We start from the raw sequence: 22916 nt of genomic DNA, 5'->3' as shown, positions 1-22916 counted from the left end.
TCTCATCTATAGGCAGGACGCGGCGCTTCCATCTCCCGATTACGTTTCCTCTGGCTCCTATACCCTCGCTTGGAGCACCGTGGACGATTCCATTAATCCGACACGGAGCGTGCCGCCGGGACCGACCACGGATTGCACGCTCAAGGTCCTTGATGCCGACACCGGCAAGGTCATCCTGGAAAAAACATCGATTGCTTCTCGCGGGCAGCTTGAGGTGTCGGTCAAGGGACGGCACCGGGTCCTGCTTACGAACGTCGGAAAGGGCATGATCTGGCAACTTTGGTATGGAGCGGAACCGGAGCGTTCGCCGGCTGCCAATCTTCCTGAGCCCGATCCAAACGTGGACCTCCGGATCTATGGGAATCGGGTCCGCATGTCGCTTGTGTATCAGCGCGAGGATTTGAAGACGTTGGAGCTCCAGCGGCCGGATCCCACCCACTATGGTGCCAAGCTGGCAGCGATCGAAAGGAAACAGAAACGTCTCGCCGAGGCGGATCCGAGCAAGCGCGCCGAGTATGCAGCGCTTCTCGATGAACTGATGCCGGGAGTGTTGGGCGGGGTGCTGTATCCCAAACCCACCAATCCGGATACCGTCCCTCCTTCCGAGGCCCCGGCACCTTCCCCTTCCGGTCCGAAGCCGGAAAGTCACGTCATCGGTGGGGGGGATGGGGGTAAGGTTCCGAGCGCCACCTATGAATCCAAGACGCCCTACATCCTTCATTTCCGGCTTTCGAGTTGGAGCTATCTGCCACCGGTGAGAATGAAGAACGGGGTCCAAATCCAGCCGCCGCGGCAAATGTCCGCCTTTGTCGACATCCGGGTGGTCGATGCTGAGAGCGGTAAAACCATCGTCACTACCCGTATCCCGCCTTATGGCACCGACAATGCCCCTTATGAGGACACGCTGAAAGTCCCCGTGGCAGGAAAGCACTACGTCCAGATGGGAACCAGCAACCATTCCGGCAAGTGGTACCTATGGCGTGAGGAAAACCGCGAGGCTACCGCCAAGCTGGCGGCCGACTTGGTGGCGTCCATTCCGGAACTCGCCGCCAAGCTCACGGGCGAATTGCAATCCCGGCGCGCCATGCTCGACCGGAACTCCGTCAACTGGCGAACGGATGACGCCGAACTGGCTCGGAAGATCCAGCTCATCGAGCTTGCCCGAGGAAAGGCCGCGTCAGTGGATGAATTCCGGAAGTTGGTGGCTGAACTCGTTCCCGGGCTGGAGGTGGGGACGATCTCTGCCACTCCTCCCCCTATACCGGCGATCAGACCAGCTCCCGGCGGCGCACCCCAGCTACCTCCGGGTATGGAGCGCACGGGAAAGCGTTAGTCGGGGCCATGCCTGCGAATTATTACGGAAAACCTTAATTTCACAATTCTCAACAGGTAGGTATTTGGATCGGAAAACAACACAAGATGTAGTGTGGTTTTTCGTTGTTGGATTGCAGGGGGGCGAAAACCGGTTACTCTCACCTCACCCCATCCCTCTCGGGGCAACCTCCAACCCTCCTGTCCGGATGTATTTAAAGACTCTCGAAATCCACGGCTTCAAGTCGTTCGCCGACAAGACCCTGATCGAGTTCGACCGCGGCGTGACCGGCATCGTCGGCCCCAACGGCTGCGGCAAGTCGAACGTCGTGGACGCCATCCGCTGGGTGCTGGGGGAAACCTCCGCCAAGGCGCTGCGCGGCGGTGAAATGGCGGACGTCATCTTCAACGGTACCGAGCGTCGCAAGCCGCTGGGCATGGCCGAGGTGACGCTGACGATGGCCGATTGCGAGGCCGCGCTGAAGGTGGATTACAACGAGGTCTCGATCACCCGCCGCGTCTACCGGGACGGCCGCTCGGAGTACCGCATCAACAACACGCTGTGCCGCTTGAAGGACATCCATGACATGCTCATGGACACCGGTATCGGCCGCACCGCCTACTCGATCATGGCGCAGGGACAGATCGACCAGATCCTTTCCTCGAAGCCGGAAGAGCGCCGCATGGTGTTCGAAGAGGCCGCGGGCATCACCAAGTACAAGCGCGAGAAGAAGGAGGCCCTGCGCAAGCTGGAATACACCGAGGCGAACCTGCTGCGCGTGTCCGACGTGCTCGCCGAGCAGGACCGCCGCATGAACTCGCTCAAGCGCCAGGTCGCGAAGGCCCGCCGCTACCAGTCTCTGGCCGGTGACGTCCGCATCCTGGACACCCACCTCGGTCACAAGAAGTTCGTGGAAATCACCGCCGAACTCGGCGAGCTGAAGACTTCCGTGCGCGGGCTCGACATCCGCGAGGCGGAGATCGAGCAGCAGCTTCCGGCGAAGGAGGAAGCCGTGAGCGAGGCTCGCGCCGCCGCCCGCGCGTTCGAAGGCGAGCTCGCCGAACTCCGTCAGCAACTCAACGAGCACCGCAACGCGCTGTCCGCCGCCGAGGGCCGCATCGCCTTCAACGAGGAGCGCAAGGCCGAGCTGGAAAGCCGCATCCGCCAGAACCACGAGGACATCGAGGACACCCGCGAGAAGCTGGCCCGCCAGGAGTTCGAATTCATCTCCGCCAACGAGGAGCTGGAGTCGCTGACCCGCCGCATCATCGAGCAGGAAAACCAGCTCGCCGAGCACGAGGAGCGCAGCCGGTTTTCCAAGGCCGAGCGCGAGTCGATCGAGAACAACCTGCGCGAAGCCCGTGGCGAAGCGAACCGCACACAGACGCTGGTGGCCTCCCACCAGGCCCGCATCGAGGCCGCGCTGTCGCAGCTCGAAGGCACCCGCGAGCGCGCCCGCCAGCTCGGCGAGGAAGAGGAGCGCTTGATGCTGGAACTGGAGGAATTCCGCGCCGAGCAGATGCGGTTCCAGGACGAGGTTTCGGAGAACGCCGCGCGCATCACCGAGTTCGAGGAGGTTTTCCAGAAGGCCGAGCGTGCTTTCCAGCACACCCGCGGTGATCTCGATGCCGCCCGCACCGCCGCCGCCGAGGCGCACAAGGTGCTGGCCCAGCGGTCCTCCCGTCTCGATGTCGTCCGCCAGTTGGTGGCCAGCGGTGAAGGCTTCGAGAAGGGTACCCGCAGCGTGCTCGGCGGTCTTGATCAGCCGGATCATTTCAAGCCGGGTCTGCTCGGTGTGCTCGCCGGTCTGATCGAGGCGGACAACACCTGCGCCCGTGCGATCGAAGCCGCGCTCGGTGGTCATCTCCAGGCGGTGCTCGTCACCGAGTCGAAGCTCGCCGAGGAAATCATCGGCCGCCTGGCCGAGAAGAAGCTCGGCGTGGCCGCCGTGCTGCCGACCGAGTTCATCGGCCATGCCGCCGGTACCCAGATGCAGGCCCTGCCGGAAGGCGCGGTGGCCTGGGCGCTGGACCGTGTGAAGTCGGACAGCCGCGTGACCGCGGTGCTGGAGCGCCTGCTCGAACACGTGCTGGTGGTGCCGGATCTGGCGACCGCCATGAAGCTGCGCGCCTCCTTGCCGGGCACGACCTTCGCCACGCTGAATGGCGAGTTGCTCGGCGCCGAAGGCGTGATCCGCGGTGGTGTCGCCGGCGATGGTTCGGCCTCGGTGCTGGAGCGTCAGAACGAGGTGCGCTCGCTTGAAACCGAAGTCGCCGAACTGACCCGAGCCGAGGAAGAGGCCCGCTCCCGCGTGGAGGAACTCGAACACCGCCTGACCGAAACGCAGGAAGAGGTGGAGGTTTCCCGCGAGCGACTGCAGCGCCAGAAGGTCGAGGTTTCCACGTTGCAAGGCCAGCTTTCCCTCGCCACTCGCGAGGTGGAGAACTACGAGACGAAGCTCGAAAACGTCCGCTGGGAACGCGGTGAACTCGACCAGCGCGAGCGCGCCGCCGCCGAGGCCCGCGAATCGCTGGAGAACGAACTGGCCTCCGCCCGCGAGCGCCTGGAAGGGCTCGATAGCGACCAGCGCCGCCTCCAGACCGAAGCCGATTCCGCCGCCCGCCGCGAAGCCGAGTTCGCCGAGGGCCTCAATGAACTCCGTACCTCGCTCGCCGTCGAACGCCGCGCCAAGCAGGCAGCCGAGGAGCAGCAGCGTCCGATGGAAGCCCGCCTCGCCGAGCTGCGCGAGGTAAGCATGCGCCGTGAGTCGGAAATCGCCTCGTTCGAACAGCGTATCGAAGCCGCCACCGCGGAAAGCGCCTCGCTCGCCGAGCAATGCGAAACCCACCGCTACGAGGCGGAGGATCTCCAGGTGGAAATCGATTCCCGCGCCGCCAGCCGCACCGGTTTGCTGGAAGCCATCGAGCAGGCCGAGTCCGTGCTCGGCGACCTGCGCCGCCAGCACTCCCGCATCACCGAGCAGAAAGGCCGCGAGGAAGTCGCCTCGACCAAGCTCGAACTGCGCCTCGAAAGCCTCGTCCAGACGATCCTGGAACGCCACCAGATCGAACTCGAATCCTTCGAACCGGACGCCCACGCGCTGCTCGCCTGCATCGCCTCCCAGAAATCCCAGCAAGCCCGCGGTGGTCGCCAAGTGGTGGTCGGCTCCGAGGAGGGCGACGAGGACGAGATGGAGACCGTGGTGGTGAACGCCACCGCCGAGGAGAAGATCGAGCTGCCCGGCGAAATGACCGGCGAGCCGGATTGGAGTTTCGTGGAATCCACGGTGGGCGATCTCAAGCGCCGTCTCGATTCGATGGGCCCGGTCAACCTCGACGCCATCGAGGAGTATGAGGAACTCGAGGAGCGGAACACTTTCCTCCGCAACCAGCACGAGGACCTGATGCGCTCGAAGAACGAGCTCATGGAGGTGATCGAGCGCATCAACGAGGAGACCAAGCGCCGCTTCACCGAGACCTTCGCCCAAGTGAAGATCAATTTCCGCGACATGTTCAAGGAGCTCTTCGGCGAGCAGGGCAAGGCCGACCTGATGCTCATCGACGAGAACGATCCGCTCGAATCCGGCATCGAGGTCATCGCCAAGCCGCCGGGCAAGAAGCTCCAGTCGATCTCGCTGCTGTCCGGTGGCGAGCGCTCGATGACCGCCGTGGCGCTGCTGTTCTCGATCTACATGATCAAGCCGAGCCCGTTCTGCGTGCTCGACGAACTCGACGCCCCGCTGGACGAATCGAACATCAACCGCTTCGTCAAGGTGCTGGACCGCTTCATCGACAACAGCCAGTTCATCATCGTGACCCACTCGAAGCGCACCATGGCCCGCGCCGACGTGATGTATGGCGTGACGATGGAGGAGTTCGGCGTCTCGAAGCCGGTGGGCATGCGTCTCACCAGTGCCGACAACATGGGCAAGAACGAGGCGAAGACCGCGGCGCAGAAGGCGGCGCTCCGTCTGGACGCCTGATTGTTTTCCGACAGGAGAGGGAGGGGGGCGCGGCCCGGGCTCGAGTGAGCCCGAAGCCGCGCCCCTCATTTTTCGGTCTTGCCCCCGATGACCCGGGAGGGTCTTTTTCTAACATCCGGATCGGAATCCCATGTCCGGGTCACCGAAGAAGGACCAAAGGCAACTATGAACTCCAAGGGCAAGGTTTGGTTGGTCACGGGAACGTCGTCGGGCTTCGGGCGGCGGATCGTTGAGGAGCTCATCGCGCGCGGCGAATGGGTCGTCGCGACCGCCCGGGATCCCCGCACCGTGGAGGATCTCGTGGCTCTTGCCCCGGAGCGCGTGCAGGCGTTGCCGCTGGATGTCACCAAGCCGGAGGAAATCCATGGTGCGGTTGCCGCCGCGATGGATCGGTTCGGGAGAATCGACGTGCTGGTCAACAATGCCGGCTACAGCGTGGTGGGGGCCGTGGAGGAAACCAGTGAGGAGGAACTCCGGCATATCTTCGAAACCATGTTTTTCGGCGCGGTGGCGATGACCCAGGCGGTTTTGCCGGGGATGCGCGCGCGGGGCACGGGCACCCTCGTGCAGATCACCAGCGTGGGTGGGTTTATCACCGCTCCCGGCTTCGGCCCCTATTGTGCAGCGAAGCATGCATTGGAGGCGCTCTCCGAGGCCATGGCGGCCGAGGTGCGGCCCTTCGGAATGCGTGTGCTGATCGTGGAACCGGGCGCCTTCCGCACCGGACTCTTCGGTTCGGCTTTCCGCAGCATGCCGGATTCGGGCGCCTACGCCTCGACCGTGGGAGCGACGCGGAATTACGCCGCCCACTCCGCGGGCGCACAGGCAGGTGACCCGGTCAAGGCGGCCAAGGCGATCGTCGATGCGGTGGAGGCGGGCTGTCCATCCCTGCGCCTGCCACTTGGCGAGGACGCGATCGCCGGCATGCGGGCGAAACTCTCCCAGGTGACGGCTGATGTGGATGGCAATGAGGCGGTCGCGATCGCCACGGCATACTGAGGACCGCGGCTGGCAGTTTCAGGGAAAACGTCTCCCGTCTTGCCCAACAAGGGGATCGGGCGCACTCTCGAACGATGTCCGTTGACGACGACTTCCTGGATCAACTTGCCTCGCCGCGGTTCTGCGAGCGGTTGTTCGCGCACCTGCCGGACGTCGTCTTTTGTCTCAAGGACCGGCAGCGGCGTTACCGCGCGGCGAACCTGGCCTTCGCACAGCGGCTGGGGATCGACAATCCCCGCAAGCTGTTGGGCCGGGTGGCGGACGAGTTCTTCGCGCCTCACCTCGCGGCGGCCTATCGCGAGCAGGACATGGAGGTGCTGGAAACCGGCCGGGAAGTGTGCGACCGCCTGGAGCTGGTCACCAACCGCGACGGATCGCTCGGCTGGTATCTGGCCACCAAGGTGCCGCTGCATGACGCGCAGGGCAACGTGATCGGCCTGGCCTCCATTTCCCGGGATCTCGGCGCGCCTAGCGAGGCGGATACCGAGTATGCCGGGGTCGCGAGGACAGTCGCCTTCATCCAGGCGAACCTCGATGAAACCTTGCGCCCGGACGACCTCGCGGCGAAGGCGAAGCTGTCCCCGGACCAGCTCGACCGGCGGATGCGGAAGGTCTTCCAACTCACCACCGCCCAGTTCATCCGGAAGGCCCGCATCGGAGCCGCCGCTGAAATGCTGACCACGACCTCCACACCGGTGGCGGAGATCGCGCTGGCCTGCGGCTACGGCGACCAGACGGCGTTCACCCGCCAGTTCCGCGCGACGGTGGGCATGCCCCCGGCGACCTACCGCGAACACGCGCGCCGCCATGTCTGAGCCCAGGAGAATCGCCATTTTCGGAGGCACTTTCGATCCGGTCCACCTCGGCCACCTCCACATGGCGGAGCGGGCGAGGGAGGAGGCCCGGCTCGACGAGGTGCGGTTTCTGCCGTGCCGGATTTCCCCGCACAAGCTGGGTTCGGCGGCTGCCTCGGGCGACGACCGCCTGGAAATGCTGCGCCTGGCCACCGCCGGGATTCCGTGGGCGACCGTGGACGACTACGAATTGAACGGCCCGGAACCCTCCTACTCCTACCTCACGGCGGAATACATGGCCGACCACGAACCGGAGGCCGAATGGTTCTGGCTGATGGGGGGCGACCAGTGGGAGGCCCTGCCGAGGTGGAGGCATCCCGATCGTCTTGCAGCGGTGATGCAGTTTCTGGTGCTGGCACGCGGTCATGAGAAACCGCAGCCACGTCCGGGGTGGCGGATGCAGGTGGTGGCGGGCGAGCATCCCGCGTCCTCGACCGCGATCCGGGCGGGAAAGGAACTATCGGTGGAAGGGTGGCTCTCTCCTCCCGTGGCTGCCTACATCCGCAAGCACGGCCTGTATCGTCACTGAACCTCCGCTTGCGCCAGTGTGAACAACTGGCTAGGGTTCCCGGCAGACTTCCCCAGATGAAAAACCATTTCCTGCCATTGTGGCTTTTGCTCGGTACCGCGGTTGTTGGCTTTGCTGAAGAAAAGCCGGCGGCCGACAAGGGCACCCAGCAGTACTCGCCGAACCAGCAGGCATTCCTGAACCTTCCTGAGGAAAAGCGGCGGGAGTATGCCAAACATATTCAGGAGGCCTATCGCGTGTTCGGGGAGAAACGGGTGTTCGAATGCCTCGACGAACTCTCCAAGGCCCGCGTCATCTTCAAGGATGATCCGGATGCCTTGAATCTCTGGGGATCCTGCCAAGTTGAGTTCCGGGCCTTCGACAAGGCGATGGCTGCTTTCGACGAAGCCGATAAGCTGTCGCCGGACAACCCGAACATTCGCTTCAACGTCGGCGAGGTGTATTTCGTGACGAAAAAATGGAAGGAATGCGCGGAAACCTTCGACAAGCTTCTGAAGCAGGTGGCGGAAAAAAACCTGAAGCTCGACCTTTCGCTCACCCGGTTGATAGAGTTCAAGGTGCTCCTCTGCAAGATCAAGCTGGGCAAGAAGGAGGAGGCTGAGGTGCTGGCGGAGAAATACGATTTCCTGGACGATTCGCCCTACTACTACTTCGCCCATGCGGCGATCGCGTATGAGAAGAAAGACGAATTGAAGGCCGAAGAATGGTTGGGAATGGCAAGCCGCGTGTTCCAGACACCGGGTGCCTTGGCGCCGTGGCAGGACACGATGGTCGAATACGGTTATATCAAGAGCTTCTACGGCGATGACGCCGCGGCGGCCGAAGGGAAAAAATAAGGCACCGGTTCATCTGTTTTTCCAGGGCATCCGTCGTTCTGTCGGATGCCCTTTTTCTTTGGCGGATGCCTTTGGGAAAAAGCAAGGGCGCGAAACTCGGGACCAGCCTCCGGTTTCGCGCCCTCACAGAGTTCATTCCCCCCAAAGTTGGAACCGGTGGTTGGTTCAAGATGCTCCCCCCGGATCACTTGAACGCGCACACGGTTCGCTTTTGGAATGACGGCTTCAAGGGGAAGATTTGGGTGCTTGCCCCTGTGGCCGTGTATGCAATGTGGAGCGAAATGGGGCCGGATGAAAGAATGTTCGGGTTTCGTTTTCGGCCAAATGGCCGCATTTCCGGCCCACTTTCTTCATGCTTGCGATTTGCAATTCAAGGCATTGGAATGCCTGTCCTGCTGATGCTGTCTCGCCCGATCCTCGCCATCGTCCTACTGTCCACGCCACTGGCGTCGGGTGGTGAAGCGGGGGATTACGCGGCTGTGAGTCTGGGGGCGGATTCTTCCGGTGGGTTGTCATCCGGAGGTGCGTCTCCGGTCTCGGCGTTGAGCACTTTCAACATCGTGATCCAGCCGGGATCGTCCTTGGCGGGGAACAGCGAGGCGATGGCCGCGTTCCAGCGCGCGGCCAATTCCTGGGCGGCTTATATCTCCGATCCGATCACGGTCGTGATCGATGCCGACGTTCGCTCCTTCGGCACGGGGCAGGAAAACGTGATCGGTGGTACATCCTCCTACCTGCTCGTCGGGGGATATTCCGGCCTGCGGGATGCCATGGTGGCGGATGCCGCCGGGGACGGGAACGACTCGATCGTGGCCGCGCTGCCGACGATGTCCTACAATCTCAATGTGCAGTCGATGTCCGGGGTCAACTTCAGCGGCAATGTCCTGCTGACGAAAGCCAACGCGAAAGCCCTCGGGTTTTCCTCGTCGATGTTGGATGGCATCGTGGGCACAACCACGGACGCGGTGATCGATTTCAACAGTGACTTCGCTTTCGATTACAACCGCGCCGACGGCATCGCGGCCGGAACGATCGATTTCGAGAGCGTGGCGCTTCATGAGATCGGTCACGCGCTCGGCTTCATTTCTCAAACCGACTTGGCGGACCAAGTGGCGGGATTCAATGGCGGGATTCCGTATCTCACGACTTCGGAAGGCAACGTCCCGCTGACCCAGCTCGATCTGACCACCCTGGATCTGTTCCGTCTGGCCGCGGGATCGCAGCACGGCACGGCATCGGAATTCGCGGATGCGGTGAGGGAACTCACTCCGGGGGGGGAGGCGGTGTTTTTCGATGGAGACCATGAATACGACCTCTCCACCGGAGTGGCGTGGGGGGATGGCCGGCAGGCGAGCCATTGGAAGGACGATGGGCTGACCGGCGAGCGGATCGGGGCGATGGATCCCACGATCGGTTACCAACAGGCATGGGGGTTGAGCGAACCCGATCTCCGTGCGCTCGATTTGATCGGCTACGATATCGCTTCATTGGCCGGAGTGCCGGAACCGGCGGCAGGTATCCTGATGGGAGTCGCGGGTTGCCTGATGTGGCGCCGTCGCCGTGCGGCATCGGAATGATCCAGATGTCCAATACGGCACGATGGCTCGTGCGGTTCTGTCTCGTCGTCGCGATGACGATTCTGCTGTGGATCGTAAGAGAGCACAGAGCGCGGGTGCCGCATGGGAGGGCGGCCGGAGGGGCGGTTCCCACCCGGACCCGGGAGCCTGCTCTTGAACGCGCCCGCGAAGTGCTGATGGGATACTTTCAAGCCGTGGGCGCGGATCGTTTCGAGTTCCTGCATGACCGGGCGCGGGTGATCCCGCTCTGGAAGGACTACCATGAACGGCGGGGCAAACCGGTGCCGATGTTGGTCAAGGTGGGGCCTGGGCGCCTAGCGACATTGGGTGGGAAGACGCTGGCGTTTTTCGAGGCGGAGTTCCAGCCCGGCGGCAGGAAGCCGGTGGCCTTGATTTGGGAGGGGGACCGCTTCGGGTTCGATTGGGAGAGCTCGGTGGTGTATGGCTCGATGGATTGGATCGAGTGGGTGGAAACCAGGCCCGTGGAGGCCCAATTGATGCGCGTGTATCTGAGTCGCGCCACGTTGGACGGGCTCACCTCCGTGGAGCGGGAAGATGGCTGGCGGGAGATGGTGGCCGAGCATCCGGATGGATTGTCACCAGTGGTGGTGAGGGTGCCTCCAGGGGTGGGGTTTCCGGTCGAGTTCACCCGCCGCCAGCAGGTGCCGATCACGGCGGAGTTCCGGTTCAATGGAGCGCGGATCGAGCTGGTGCGTTTCCATCACGAGGGATGGAGTCGCTGAGGTAGGGGCGCTATTTGCGGTCCTTCCACCAATCCGGTGGTTTCTCCCACGGTGGAGGAGAGGGAGGGGTTTCCCGCTTCGCGGCCTCGGCTTCCTTCTCGGATTGTTCCAGCTCCTGGAGCAGATCGTCCACCTGGCGGTCGCGGCGGCGTGCCTGCCGGCGCATGGCGAGAAAAAGGAGCAACAGCACGCCGAAGCTGGCAGCGATCACCGCCAGCATGGCGATGGCGAATCCATCCGAGGCGGTGGTGTGGTCCCAAGCCATGGGAGGCCGTCAGTCGATGATCCGGCGCATCGGGATCATGTTCGAATACTCGAAGCCGTGCTTCTGGAAGAAGTGCTGGGACTCCGCGCTGATACGGTCGGTCAGCAGCGTGATCCGCTTGAAGTCCTTCTGGCGGGCGAACTCGATGACGTATTCCACCAGCAACGCGCCGTAGCCGAGGCCGCGGTGGTCGGGATGGACGATGACGTCCTCCATCAGGATCACGAAACCGCCGCGGGCGGTGGAGATCGTGAAGAGGAGGTTCACCATGCCGATGATGCGGTGATCGGTGCGCAGCACGAAGATGCGGCCGCGGTTCGGCTGCTCCAAAATCAATTGAAGACCGCGCTCCTGGGTGGTGCGGTCCGGGGAGAAATCACCCGAATGGGCGAAGAGCTCCATGACCAGCTCGGTCAGGGCAGGCAGGTCGTCGATGGTGGCAGGTTCGACACGCGGCTGATCGGCGTTCGACGAGCGGGCGGCGGGTTCCTGCATCACGGGGTCCATGCGGCGGACGGTGGCACAGTCCGCCCCCCGGGACACGCGCAAATTTCCGGCGCTCCGGCGAAAAAATTCACATTTCCGTGATAATTGGTGGATTGACATCCGTTCCGCGGGGCATAGAGTGCGCGCCCGCCCTGCCTGCAGGAAGGATTTCCTTTTAACGCGACCCGCCATGAGCTTCCGCACCTATCAGCCCTCCAAGCGTACCCGCCGCCGCCAATTCGGTTTCCGTGCCCGTATGGCCACCAAGGCCGGTCGTGACATTCTCCGCCGCCGCCGCCAGAAGGGCCGCAAGCGCCTTCTTCCGAAGGGTGTCGAGATTCCGTACAAGCGCCACACGGTGCAGCACGGTTCCTGAGTGCCCCGCGCCGCGGGCCGGGATCGGGAATTTCCCGTGAACCCGCCATGCGACTACCGCGCAAGCACAGCATGACCCGCCGCGACGAGTTCGCGCGGGTCCGGACCACCGGTCAGGCGAAAGCCGGCCGGTTTGTCGTTTTAAGCACCTTGGAGGATTCCTCGCTAGAGGGGATCCGGACGGGCTTCATCACGACGCGCAAGTCCGGCAAGGCCCACGACCGCAACCTGTTGCGCCGTCGTTTCCGGGCCATGGTGCGGCTGTATGCGCCATCCTTCGTCGAGGGTAAGAGATACCTCGTCACCATCGCCCGCCCCGGTGCGGCGGGTGCGACCTACGCCGAGCTGGAGGCGGATTGGGTCCGCCAGGCAAAGCGGCTTGGTCTTTTCGGGCCCAAACCTCCGCATTCGTGATCAGCCGCACTGCCAGTTGGGTGCTGCGGAAAGGGGTCCGCTTCTATCAGAAATTCCTCAATCCGGTGCTCAAGGCGCTGGCCGGCCCGATGTCCGGATGCCGCTACACGCCGACCTGCTCGAATTACTTCTTGCAAGCCGTCGAGGCCCACGGACCGTGGCGCGGCAGCTGGCTCGGAATCCGCAGGATTTTCCGCTGTCATCCATGGGGTGGCTGCGGTTATGACCCCGTCCCGCCGCCACGGACTCCCAACCACCCCGATCCGGCGCCCTGAGGCACACGCCCCCACACCCTTTTCCCCATGTACGATCGCAAGACTTGGATCATCGTCGCGCTTTGCGGCTCACTGTTGGCCGTAAACCTGTATTTCAGCCGGCAGAACCAGCAAAAAATCGCGGAGCAGAACCCGCCGCCCGCCGTCCAGGAGGCCCCAAAAGCCGCCCAGGACATGACCGTGGAGCGTCCGGCGGTGATCGACGCCGCCGAAAAGACGGTGACCATCGAGACGGACAAGGCCGTGTTCACCTTCAGCACCACCGGTGGCGGCATCAAGTTCGTCGACCTGAAGGATCAGTTCAAGGTGGGTAGCAAGGAGGACCGAATCCGTCTCAACCAGACCGGTGCCGCTCCGATCGCGGCGCTCGCGGGCGATGAGGACGTGCTTTCCAATGTATCCTACACCTTCGTCGAGAGCGAATCGGTGGAAGGCAAAAAGGTGGTCTTCAGCGGTGCTTATCCCGGCGGCGTGACGGTGAAGAAGGTCTTCTCGATCGTGTCGAACGGCAAGCCGGGCTCGCCCTATCTGATCGATCTGAACCTCCAGGTCCAGAATGGCTCCGGTCAACCGGTGCCGCTCAAGAATTACAGCCTCTTCCTCGGTGAAGCCGCTCCCATCCATGCCAAGGAGGCGTTCCCGCCGTCCTACTACTGGCACACGGACGGTGACATCCACACCGGCGATACGGGCAAGTTCAGCGGCGGATGGTTCAAGTCCGCGAAGTCGCTCATCACCGAGCAGTCGGACAAGATGGAATATGCGGGCGTGGCCGACCAGTTCTTCACGACCCTGATCCGCCCGTCCGAGCAGCAGATTTCGAAACTCTGGGTGCGCAGCGGCGATCTGACGCTGGGCGACCACAAGCTCAAGTCGATCCACGGTGGCCTCGGTCTGCCGCAGGCCACGCTCGCCGCGAATGAAACCAAGGCGTTCAACTACACGATCTTCGCCGGTCCTCGCCACAACGCGATGCTCCGCCAGATGGGCGGGGATTGGAGCGACATCATGCCCTACAGCGTCTTCGGCTGGGTGGCGAACCCACTGAACCGCCTGCTCAACTGGTTCCACTACGCCTTCCGCGGCACCGGCACCCAGTGGTCCTGGGGCCTGGCGATCATCGCGCTGACCCTTTCCGTGCGCACCGCGATCTGGCCGCTCTACGCGAAGTCCACGCGGTCGATGAAGCGCATGAGCAAGCTCCAGCCGGAGATGGCGAAGATGAAGGAGAAGTATGCGGACGATCCGAACCGCATGAACCAGGAGATGATGAAGCTGTACCGCACGTATGGCGTGAATCCCTTGGGCGGCTGCCTGCCGATGCTGATCCAGATCCCGATCTTCTACGGCTTCTTCCGCGTGCTGCAATACGCGGTGGAGCTGCGCGGCCAGGGCTTCCTCTGGGTGCATGACCTTTCCCAGCCGGACACCCGGTGGGAGATCGGCGGTGTCCCGATCAACCCGCTGCCGATCGTGATGGCGATCACCAGCTTCATCCAGATGGCGATGACCCCGAAGACGGGGGACAAGACCCAGCAGCGGATGATGATGATGATGCCGTTCCTGTTCTTCTTCTTCTGCTACAACTTCGCCTCGGCGCTAGCCCTTTACTGGACGACGACGAACCTGTTCTCGATCCTCCAGACTTGGATCACCAACAAGCTGCCGGAGCCGGAGCTGAAGGAGAAGAAGGCAGTTCCGGGCAAGAAGACCTTCATGGAGCGCATGGTCGAGAAACAGCAGGAGATGGAGAAGATGCAGCGCCTGCGCCAGCAGGGCATCGATCCGAACACCCGCGACGTGACTCCGAAAAAGAAGCGCTCTCCGCGCACCGGAGGTTGATCCCGGTGGATTTCCAAACGGCGGCAGGGTGACCTGCCGCCGTTTTCGCGTCCCGGCCAGGAGGGGCGGGAAACCCGCGTGGGAAAGGGATTTGGCGTGCCGACCGGTTGACAAGAGCGGGGTGGGGCACCACGCTTCGCGCGTGTCCGATTTGTTGAAACGTAGTCCGTTGGAAGCCGCCCACGTGGAGCTGGGTGCGAAGCTTGTTCCCTTTGCCGGCTGGAACATGCCGGTGCAGTACACCGCCATCCTTGATGAGCATTCCGCCGTCCGCACGAAGGCCGGGGTGTTCGACATCTCCCACATGGGCCAGTTTCTGGTCTCGGGCGAGGGTGCGCTGGAGTGGCTGAACAAGATGCTCGCCAACAACGTGGCGAAACTCGGCGAGGGCGAAGGCCAATACACCTTCCTGCTCAACGGGCACGGCGGCGTGATCGACGACCTGATCATCTACCGCACGGGCGAAAGCGATTTCTTCCTGGTGGTGAACGCCTCGATGATCGACGAGGACTTCGCTTGGTTCGCCAAGCACCAGCCGGAGTCCATCGAGCTGCGCAACGAAAGCGAGCTGTGGGCCGGAATGGCGATCCAGGGACCGGAATCCGCCGCGCTTTTCGCCGCGGTGTGCCCGGGCGAGACGCTGCCGCCGCGCAATGGCATTTCCAAGACCTCGACCGGCGCGATCGTGTGCCGCACCGGCTACACCGGTGAGGATGGTTTCGAGTTTTTCTCCCCGGCGGAGGAAGGCGGCGAGTGGCTGAAGAAGTTCGTGGCCGCCGGCGCGAAGCCCTGTGGCCTGGGCTGCCGCGACAGCCTGCGCCTGGAGATGTGCTATCCGCTCAATGGCAACGACCTTGCGCCGGATCGCACGCCGATCGAGGCGGGCCTCGGCTTCTTCGTGGACCTGGAGAAGGGCGATTTCATCGGCCGCGAGACCCTCGCGAAGCAGAAGGCGGAAGGCCCGGCGGTGAAGCTGGTGGCGCTGCAATACACCGACAAGGGCGCGCCACCGCGCGCGCACTACGCGGTGCTGTCGCCGGAGGGCGAGACGCTGGGCGAGCTCTCCAGCGGAGTGCATTCTCCGAGCCTCGGAACCGGCATCGGGCTTGCCTATTTGCCCGCCGCATGGACTAAGATCGGGACCGAAGTCCGTATCGACGTGCGGGGACGCCAATTCCCCGCGAAAGTCGTGAAGAAACCGTTTTACAAGCCCGCCCCGAAAGCCTGACATCCACCCCGTTCCTTCTGTCTTGCATATGAACGTTCCAGCTGACCTCCGTTTCAATACGTCCCACGAATGGGTGCGCCTCGAGGGCGACATCGCCACCGTGGGCATTTCCGACCACGCCCAGGAAGAGCTTACCGACGTGGTGTTTGTCGAACTGCCGGCCGTGGGCCGCGCCGTCGACGCCGGTGATCCGACCGCCGTGGTGGAATCCGTGAAAGCCGCCAGTGACATCTACGCCCCGATCGGCGGCGAGGTGGTCGAGGTGAATCCGGAAGTCGAGGCCAACCCGGCCCTCGTGAACACCGATCCGTATGGCGCGGGCTGGATCTTCAAGCTCCGCGTGAAGAATGCCGCCGACGTCGAGTCCCTCCTGACTCCGGAAGCCTACGTTGCTCAAATCAGCTGAACGAACGGCGATTCCGGACAAGATCGCGCGGCGGGTTTCCTGTAAGGATCCAAGGCGTCATTTGTCCGTCATCGTTCCCGTTTGTCCAATCTCCAGTCTTTGCGAAGGCGCGCTTCCAACAGTGCGCCTTCGCCCTTTCATTTTTTCCTTACTTTGCACATGTCCGCTCGTCTTGATTTCCTCAGCCGCCACCTCGGACCCGTTGGCACCGAACGCGATGAAATGCTGAACACCGTGGGCTTCGATTCGCTGGAAGCCCTCACCGATGCCGCGGTTCCGGCCGGGATCCGCCTGACTGCCCCGCTCGATCTGCCCGCCGCCCGCTCCGAACAGGAGGCCCTCGGTTGGCTGAAATCGATCTTCTCGAAAAACAAGGTCCTGAAGTCCTTCATCGGCCAGGGCTACTACGGCACCCAGGTGCCGAACGTGATCGGCCGCAACATCCTGGAGAATCCGGGTTGGTACACCGCCTACACGCCGTATCAGGCGGAGATCGCACAGGGCCGCCTGGAGGCGCTGCTGAACTTCCAGACGATGATCACCGATCTGACCGGCCTGGATGTCTCCAATGCCTCGCTGCTGGACGAAGGCACGGCTGCCGCCGAGGCGATGAGTCTGGCGCTTTCCGCCAAGCCGAAGGGCAAGGCGATGTTCGTGTCCGACCGCTGCCATCCGCAGACGATCGACGTGGTGCAGACCCGCGCCGAGCCGCTGGGCATCGAGATCATCGTGGGCGATTGGCAGAAGTTCGACCCGGCCTCGGTGCCGAACCTGTTCGCCGTGCTGGTCCAGTATCCGGACACCCGCGGCCGCATCGACGATTTCTCCGGCTTCTTCGAAACCGCGAAGGCCGCCGGTGCGGTGACCATCGCCGCGGCGGACATTCTCGCGCTGACGGTGCTGAAGGCTCCGGGCGAGTTCGGCGCGGACATCTGCGTGGGTTCCAGCCAGCGCTTCGGGGTGCCGATGGGCTTCGGCGGTCCGCACGCGGGCTTCATGGCCTGCAAGGACGAGCTCAAGCGCAAGATGCCGGGCCGCCTGATCGGGGTCTCCATCGACTCCCGCGGCAAGCCGGGCTACCGCCTGTCCCTCCAGACCCGCGAGCAGCACATCCGCCGCGACAAGGCGACCTCGAACATCTGCACCGCCCAGGTGCTGCTGGCCGTGATGGCCTCGATGTATGCCGTCTACCACGGTCCGGAAGGCCTCAAGCACATCGCCCGCACGGTGCATGCCCGCGCGGTGCAGCTCAAGAAGCTGCTGGCCGACACCGGCATCGAGGTGGAAGGCGGCTCGTTCTTCGACACGCTGGTGGCGAAGGTGCCGGGCAAGGCCGCCGAGGTCCACGAGGCCGCGCGCCGCGCCGGGGTGAACCTCCGCGAGATCGATGCCGACCACGTCGGTGTCTCGTTCGATGAAACCACCACCGAGGGCGATGTACTGCTGGTGCTCTCCGCCTTCGGCGGCGCCGGCGAGCTGCCGATCGTGACCGGACCGACTTGGAACGACGCATTCTCCCGGACCTCGGAATTCCTCACCCAGGCGGCGTTCAACCGCTTCCACTCGGAAACCGAGATGCTGCGCTACATGAAGCGCCTGGAGTCCCGCGACCTCGCCCTGAACGAGTCGATGATCGCGCTGGGTTCCTGCACGATGAAGCTGAACGCCACCGCGGAAATGATGCCGCTGAGCTGGCCGGAGGTTTCCTCGATCCATCCGTTCGTGCCCTTCGACCAGAGCACCGGTTACCGCGAGATGCTGGAGCTGCTGGAAGGCTGGCTGGCGAACATCACCGGCTTCGCCGCCGTGTCGCTGCAGCCGAACGCCGGCTCGCAGGGCGAATACGCCGGCTTGCTGGCGATCCGCCGCTACCACCTCGCCAATGGGGACGCCCACCGCAATGTCTGCCTCATCCCGGTTTCCGCCCACGGCACCAACCCGGCCTCCGCGGTGATGGTCGGCATGAAGGTGGTGGGCGTGAAGTGCGACGAGAAGGGCAACATCGACATGCCCGACCTCGCCGCCCGCATCGAGGAGCACCAGGACAACCTCGCCGCGCTGATGGTGACCTACCCGTCCACCCATGGCGTGTTCGAGGAGACGATCGTTTCGATCTGCGAGCAGATCCACGCGGCCGGGGGCCAGGTTTACATGGACGGCGCGAACATGAACGCCCAGGTGGGCCTCACCAGCCCGGGCCGGATCGGCGCGGACGTGTGCCACCTGAACCTCCACAAGACCTTCTGCATCCCGCACGGCGGCGGCGGCCCGGGTGTCGGCCCGATCGGCGTGGCACCGCAGCTCGTCCCGTATCTGCCGGGTCACCGCGAGCTGCCGGGCACCACCGGCACCGTGTGCTCCGCGCCGTGGGGCAGCGCCTCGATCAACACCATCTCGTGGATGTACATCGCCATGATGGGCGCCGCCGGCCTGACCCAGGCCACCGGCACCGCGATCCTCAACGCGAACTACACCGCCAAGCGCCTCGCGCCGTTCTTCCCGATCCTCTACACCGCGCCGAACGGCCTGGTGGCCCACGAGTGCATCATCGACGTGCGCCCGCTCAGCGAGAAGAGCGGGATCACGGTGGAGGATGTGGCGAAGCGCCTGATGGACTACGGATTCCACGCCCCCACCATGAGCTGGCCGGTCGGCGGCACGCTCATGATCGAGCCGACCGAATCCGAGTCCAAGGTGGAGATCGACCGCTTCTGCGACTCCATGATCGCCATCCACGGCGAGATCATGGCGGTGGTGAACGGCGAGTCCGATGCCACCGACAATCCGCTCAAGAACGCCCCGCACACCGCGGACATGGTCTGCGGCGACGAGTGGGAGCATCCCTACACCCGCGAGCAGGCGGCCTACCCGCTGCCGGTGCTGCGGACCCACAAGTTCTGGCCGTATGTCGGCCGCGTGGACAACGTCCATGGCGACCGCAACCTGGTCTGCACCTGTGACACGGTGGAAGCCTACGCCGCGGCGCAGGCCTGACGCCGTCCAGTCTCCGTCCCGGGCCGCGTGCCCGGGACGGCAGCTCATTCCCCAACGAAGCCTCCGGAAACGGGGGCTTTTTTGTTGGGTTCACGGCGTGACAATCCGCGATTGCGTAGGATTTCCGGTCCTTTTTTGTTCCCTCGCCGGGGGAAAGCGGATTCCCTCGGCCGTCTTGAGCATGCTGTGCCCGCCGTCACCCGTCGATTGGACCACCTGGACCCCGGTGATCCCGGCCACCATCATGTTCATCGTCCGCGATGGACAGGTGCTCCTGATCGAGAAGAAGCGCGGCCTCGGGGCCGGGAAGATCAACGGCCCGGGCGGAAAGATCGATCCGGGCGAGACGCCGCTCGAATCGGTGATGCGGGAGACCGAGGAGGAGCTGTGCATTTTGCCCATAGCTCCACGTAAACTCGGCGAGCTCTGGTTCTCGATGGGCGACATCCCCGATATCCTATGTCATGTCTATCGGGCGGACGATTTCAGTGGAATTCCCACCGAAACGGACGAGGCGGTTCCGTGCTGGTTTTCGTTGCAAGACGTTCCGTATCAACGGATGTGGGAAGATGATATTCACTGGTTGCCTCTTCTTTTCGAAGACAGGACATTCTTGGGGAAGTTTGTGTTCGAAGGGGATTCCATGAAGTGGAGCCATGTCGAAACCGGGGTTGCGTGGTGAGGCTGGCCCGGTGGATGAGTTGAAGCGTCCGGCCGGGTCCCAGCGGGGGGATTGCGAACGGTTCTCAAAAGAGAAGAGCCGTGGATGGCCGTGAATCTAACGCCGCTTCCGGTGTCTCACGAGACACCGAATGGACATCTCCATTTCCGGACGATCCCGGCGATATCGAGCGGGCTTTTGGAGAATTTCCGTAGCGCCACGAAATGAGCGCTGGGCCCTGCCCTGGATGTGGAAGATGCCCATGCCAGGGACAAGGTGGAGTGATGACCCGAGGGATATCAGTGAGCCCGGGAGAACCAAGCCGCCGCAGGTCCGGGATAAGGGAAAAGCAAAGCCGCCAACCCGGGAGGGAAGGCGGCTTCGAATCTTGAAATCAGGGGGGATTTCGCGTGTTAGAGGGACTTCTTGAGCGCCTCGAATTGCGACTGGAGCTTGCCGAGTTCCTTCTCGGCCTTCTCGATCTGAGCGGCGAGGGAGGCGAGCTTGGCGAGCTTCGAGCTGATGCCGCCCTTGGTAGCGCCGTTGCCCTTGGCAACCGGGGCGGAACCGCCGCCGGACTTGATCCAGCTCGAGATCGTCAGCTGGGAGATTTTATACTTCTTGGCGGCAGCGCTCTGGCCGCCGCGGCCCTTCTCGGCGTTGACCTTGTCGACGAACGCGAGGATCTCGCTCTTCTCCTTGTCGGTGTAACGCTTGCCTTTGGCAGCGTTGACGTTGGTGTTGGTGCTCATGACCCTTCGAGCACACACCTCGCGGGGCTGTATGACAAGTCAAATCTCGTTTTTTCCTTGAAAATGTTATCAGTGAAATTACGAGCGAAATTGAAACCCTTACGTCAGATTCTATCAGTCCCAAAATCGGCCATTTTTTCCACCCAAACGTCAGCGCCATTCATAACCAATGGTCTACGGGCCACGCCGCCGAATCCGACGAAAAGATCCACATCCGGTTTGGTCTCCAAATCGGACACACCGTCGCCCATCATGACGATTTTGTTAGGAAGGAGCGCGGCCTTCCATTCACGGATAATCTCGTTCTTGCCGCCGTTCCGTGTCGTTGGATAATCACTGCCGTATCCCGCGTAGCGGCCTTCGGCATCGAGGTGGAGCGGCACGGCCTCAACGTGTTCGATGCCCAATTCCCGGGCCAAAGGCTCGATCAATGGCGCAAAACCACCGGAGAGGATCACCAGGGTCCAGCCGTCGGACTTGAGGTTTTCTACCAACTTGCGTGTCCCGGGAGTTACGGTTTCGATATAAAGGCGGGCCACCGCCTCGCAGTCGGCGCGGTCCGGGCGGATGATTTCCATGCGGCGCGGGAAGACCTCCCCGAGCGGGATTTCGCCGTTCATGGCGGCGTCGGTGAGGGCCACCACGTCTTGGAAAACCTTCTCGCCGCGGACGCGTGCGAGTTCGTCGATACCCTCGATGGTGGAGAGGGTGGAGTCGCAATCGAAGAAGAACAACTTGCCGCGGCTGGCGGTCGGCGGGTGGATGACGAGCGGGGTGCCGCTTGCCACGAGGTCGAAGAGTTCAATCACGTCGGCATTGCTCATGCGGATGCAGCCGTGGCTGTTGGGCTGGCCGAGGAGGTCCTCGCGGTTGGTGCCGTGGATGTAGACGTAGCGGTCGTAGGTGTTCGCGTTTTCCGGATCCTGGCCGGAGAGGCGCAGGATGCGGGTGAGGATGAGATCATCGCAGGTCGGCGGGCTGTCCGGCGTCCAGACGCCCTGGGGCTCGCGGGCCTTGAAGATGGTGCCGGCGGGGGCATCGGCGCCGATCTTGTCGGCGATGCGGAAGTTGCCGGTCGGGGTGCGATAACTGCCGGGCTGGAAGCCCACACCCTTGGTGGCGGTCGAGATGACATAGGTCCGGACGAGTTCGGTGTCCCGGAAGACACGGAGTTGTTGGTCGTCGACGGAAACTTCGAGTCGGAGATCGGTGCTCATGGTGGGGAAAGGACGAGGAGGGCGTTGTGGCCGCCCATGCTATGGGAGATCTTGAAGACAGGTCCGGCGGCGTCCAGCCTGGCATCTGGCGCGAGGAAACCGGGGGGCGTGGCGAGGTCCAGCGGGTTGGGAGGGAGGTGTCCCAGCCGCAGGAAAGCGGCCAAGATGGCGGTTTCCAGGAGACCGCTGGCACCGATGGTGTGGCCGGTGAATGGCTTCAGGAAATGCAAGGTCGGAAGATGAGTGCTTCCGAAGGCACGTATCAAGGCGGCAGGTTCGGCGATGGCGTGGACCGGCGTGCCGGTGGCGTGGGGGCAGACGGCCGCGGGGCGTCCGTGGCGCTCGATGGCGGCGATGAGGAGATCGCAGCTGCCACCGCCGTCCTTCGGGATGCCGATGGGGTCGCAGGCGTCGGAGTTCGCGGTGTAGCCGAGAATGCGAGGTGTTCCGGAAACCGGGGGCTCGATGGCAATGGCGGCTGCGCCTTCCCCGGGAATGAAGCCTGCGGTGGTGGGGTGATAGGGATCGGCCTGTGCGGCGGAGGCCAGGAGGCCGGAGGACGCGTAGCTATCGAGCAGAAGAGGGACCAAGGGGAGGTCCACGGCGACCGCCAGGGCGCGCGGGACGACTCCGGACTGCACCATCAGGGTGGCGATGCCCAGCGCGTCCAGGCCGGCGGAGCAGCCGCTGGCGAGCACGTGGTAGGGGCCGTGGATGCCGAGTTCGATGGTGATCGCGGCGGCGGGCTCGCTGTGGATGGTGTTGCTGGCCGCCATCAGCTTGAACGGGCGGCGGCCTGGCCATGGAGCGAGCCAACCGGCGGCGTTGCCCCGGCTGGTGCCGAGGATCACGGCGGCACCGCGGCATTCCTCAGGTGTCCATCCGGCGTCGGCGACGGCCTGGCGGGCGGCGTGGAGGGCCGCCATCGAGGCCGGGCTCCACTTGCGGTGGGTCAGGAGTTCACGCGGCTCGATCCAGCCCGCGGGCGTGGCCGCGTGGGGGCTGTCGTTCCCTAGCAGGTGGGCGAGGGGGCGGAAGGCCGGGCCCTTCCGCGAAATGGCATCGACATGGTCCGCGGGGCTGGTGCCCAGCGTGGAAAGCATCCCGAGTCCGGTGATGGAAAGCGGTCGTTCGATGCGCCCGGCGTAACCGCTGGGCGGCATCGTGTC

Annotated in this window: 21 protein-coding genes; 16 read left to right on the top strand and 5 right to left on the bottom strand. The window is 63.7% G+C overall.

The window, feature by feature from the left end; genetic code table 11:
• Positions 1–79 precede the first annotated feature (79 nt).
• The 8 genes from llg_RS18295 to llg_RS18260 all read left to right on the top strand — a co-directional run bounded on the left by llg_RS18295 (position 80) and on the right by llg_RS18260 (position 10832).
• Positions 80–1333, top strand: a complete 1254-nt coding sequence (locus tag llg_RS18295; RefSeq protein ID WP_338286295.1) for a hypothetical protein — start codon at positions 80–82, stop codon at positions 1331–1333.
• A gap of 187 nt (positions 1334–1520) precedes the next feature.
• Positions 1521–5294, top strand: a complete 3774-nt coding sequence (gene smc, locus llg_RS18290) for a chromosome segregation protein SMC (RefSeq protein ID WP_338286293.1) — start codon at positions 1521–1523, stop codon at positions 5292–5294.
• A gap of 165 nt (positions 5295–5459) precedes the next feature.
• Positions 5460–6293 carry an oxidoreductase gene (locus llg_RS18285; RefSeq protein ID WP_338286291.1) on the top strand — a complete coding sequence of 278 codons (834 nt, stop codon included), beginning with the start codon at positions 5460–5462 and terminating at the stop codon, positions 6291–6293.
• 74 nt (positions 6294–6367) lie between these two features.
• Positions 6368–7108 carry an AraC family transcriptional regulator gene (locus llg_RS18280; protein ID WP_338286289.1) on the top strand — a complete coding sequence of 247 codons (741 nt, stop codon included), beginning with the start codon at positions 6368–6370 and terminating at the stop codon, positions 7106–7108.
• Positions 7101–7676, top strand: a complete 576-nt coding sequence (gene nadD, locus llg_RS18275; protein WP_338286287.1) for a nicotinate (nicotinamide) nucleotide adenylyltransferase — start codon at positions 7101–7103, stop codon at positions 7674–7676. Before llg_RS18280 ends, nadD begins: the two co-directional genes overlap by 8 nt.
• A gap of 56 nt (positions 7677–7732) precedes the next feature.
• Positions 7733–8512: a tetratricopeptide repeat protein gene (locus llg_RS18270; RefSeq protein ID WP_338286286.1), complete on the top strand. Its 780-nt coding sequence runs from the start codon at positions 7733–7735 to the stop codon at positions 8510–8512.
• Between the two features lie 383 nt (positions 8513–8895).
• The gene (locus tag llg_RS18265) at positions 8896–10089 is read left to right on the top strand and encodes an NF038122 family metalloprotease (RefSeq protein WP_338286285.1); all 1194 of its coding nucleotides are present in this window, start codon (positions 8896–8898) and stop codon (positions 10087–10089) included.
• Between the two features lie 176 nt (positions 10090–10265).
• Positions 10266–10832: a hypothetical protein gene (locus llg_RS18260; RefSeq protein WP_338286284.1), complete on the top strand. Its 567-nt coding sequence runs from the start codon at positions 10266–10268 to the stop codon at positions 10830–10832.
• 10 nt (positions 10833–10842) lie between these two features.
• Here the strand turns inward: llg_RS18260 and llg_RS18255 are convergent, their stop codons facing one another.
• Positions 10843–11097, bottom strand: coding sequence for a hypothetical protein (locus llg_RS18255; protein ID WP_338286282.1), 255 nt, complete (start codon positions 11095–11097; stop codon positions 10843–10845).
• Between the two features lie 9 nt (positions 11098–11106).
• Entirely contained in the window at positions 11107–11604 is a 498-nt protein-coding gene (locus llg_RS18250; protein ID WP_338286281.1) for a GNAT family N-acetyltransferase, read from the bottom strand.
• A gap of 169 nt (positions 11605–11773) precedes the next feature.
• On the opposite strand from llg_RS18250, the gene rpmH reads away from it, so the two are divergent.
• The 8 genes from rpmH (at position 11774) to llg_RS18210 (ending at position 19799) form a co-directional block, all read left to right on the top strand.
• Positions 11774–11959: a 50S ribosomal protein L34 gene (gene rpmH / locus llg_RS18245; RefSeq protein ID WP_211633174.1), complete on the top strand. Its 186-nt coding sequence runs from the start codon at positions 11774–11776 to the stop codon at positions 11957–11959.
• Positions 11960–12006: 47 nt separating this feature from the next.
• On the top strand, positions 12007–12372 hold the full coding sequence (gene rnpA, locus llg_RS18240) for a ribonuclease P protein component (RefSeq protein WP_338286278.1): 366 nt from the start codon (positions 12007–12009) through the stop codon (positions 12370–12372).
• The gene (gene yidD, locus llg_RS18235; protein ID WP_338286276.1) at positions 12369–12647 is read left to right on the top strand and encodes a membrane protein insertion efficiency factor YidD; all 279 of its coding nucleotides are present in this window, start codon (positions 12369–12371) and stop codon (positions 12645–12647) included. Before rnpA ends, yidD begins: the two co-directional genes overlap by 4 nt.
• Before the next feature lie 27 nt (positions 12648–12674).
• Positions 12675–14489, top strand: coding sequence for a membrane protein insertase YidC (gene yidC, locus llg_RS18230; RefSeq protein ID WP_338286275.1), 1815 nt, complete (start codon positions 12675–12677; stop codon positions 14487–14489).
• Between the two features lie 142 nt (positions 14490–14631).
• On the top strand, positions 14632–15717 hold the full coding sequence (gene gcvT / locus llg_RS18225) for a glycine cleavage system aminomethyltransferase GcvT (protein ID WP_338286273.1): 1086 nt from the start codon (positions 14632–14634) through the stop codon (positions 15715–15717).
• Positions 15718–15745: 28 nt separating this feature from the next.
• The gene (gene gcvH, locus llg_RS18220; protein WP_338286272.1) at positions 15746–16123 is read left to right on the top strand and encodes a glycine cleavage system protein GcvH; all 378 of its coding nucleotides are present in this window, start codon (positions 15746–15748) and stop codon (positions 16121–16123) included.
• 159 nt (positions 16124–16282) lie between these two features.
• Positions 16283–19117, top strand: a complete 2835-nt coding sequence (gene gcvP, locus llg_RS18215; RefSeq protein ID WP_338286271.1) for an aminomethyl-transferring glycine dehydrogenase — start codon at positions 16283–16285, stop codon at positions 19115–19117.
• 181 nt (positions 19118–19298) lie between these two features.
• Positions 19299–19799 carry an 8-oxo-dGTP diphosphatase gene (locus llg_RS18210; protein WP_338290185.1) on the top strand — a complete coding sequence of 167 codons (501 nt, stop codon included), beginning with the start codon at positions 19299–19301 and terminating at the stop codon, positions 19797–19799.
• Between the two features lie 392 nt (positions 19800–20191).
• Here llg_RS18210 and llg_RS18205 read toward each other — a convergent pair whose 3' ends face one another.
• The 3 genes from llg_RS18205 to llg_RS18195 form a co-directional block, all read right to left on the bottom strand.
• The gene (locus llg_RS18205) at positions 20192–20530 is read right to left on the bottom strand and encodes a hypothetical protein (RefSeq protein ID WP_338286270.1); all 339 of its coding nucleotides are present in this window, start codon (positions 20528–20530) and stop codon (positions 20192–20194) included.
• Positions 20531–20634: 104 nt separating this feature from the next.
• The gene (locus llg_RS18200; RefSeq protein ID WP_338286269.1) at positions 20635–21747 is read right to left on the bottom strand and encodes an HAD-IB family phosphatase; all 1113 of its coding nucleotides are present in this window, start codon (positions 21745–21747) and stop codon (positions 20635–20637) included.
• Positions 21744–22910 carry a beta-ketoacyl synthase N-terminal-like domain-containing protein gene (locus tag llg_RS18195; RefSeq protein ID WP_338286268.1) on the bottom strand — a complete coding sequence of 389 codons (1167 nt, stop codon included), beginning with the start codon at positions 22908–22910 and terminating at the stop codon, positions 21744–21746. Before llg_RS18195 ends, llg_RS18200 begins: the two co-directional genes overlap by 4 nt.
• Between the last annotated feature and the right edge of the window lie 6 nt (positions 22911–22916).

Origin of the sequence: Luteolibacter sp. LG18 (genome assembly GCF_036322585.1) — a bacterium.
Classification (GTDB): domain Bacteria; phylum Verrucomicrobiota; class Verrucomicrobiia; order Verrucomicrobiales; family Akkermansiaceae; genus Luteolibacter.
Note: the sequence above shows the minus strand (reverse complement) of the source record. Positions and strands in the feature narration are given on the sequence as shown.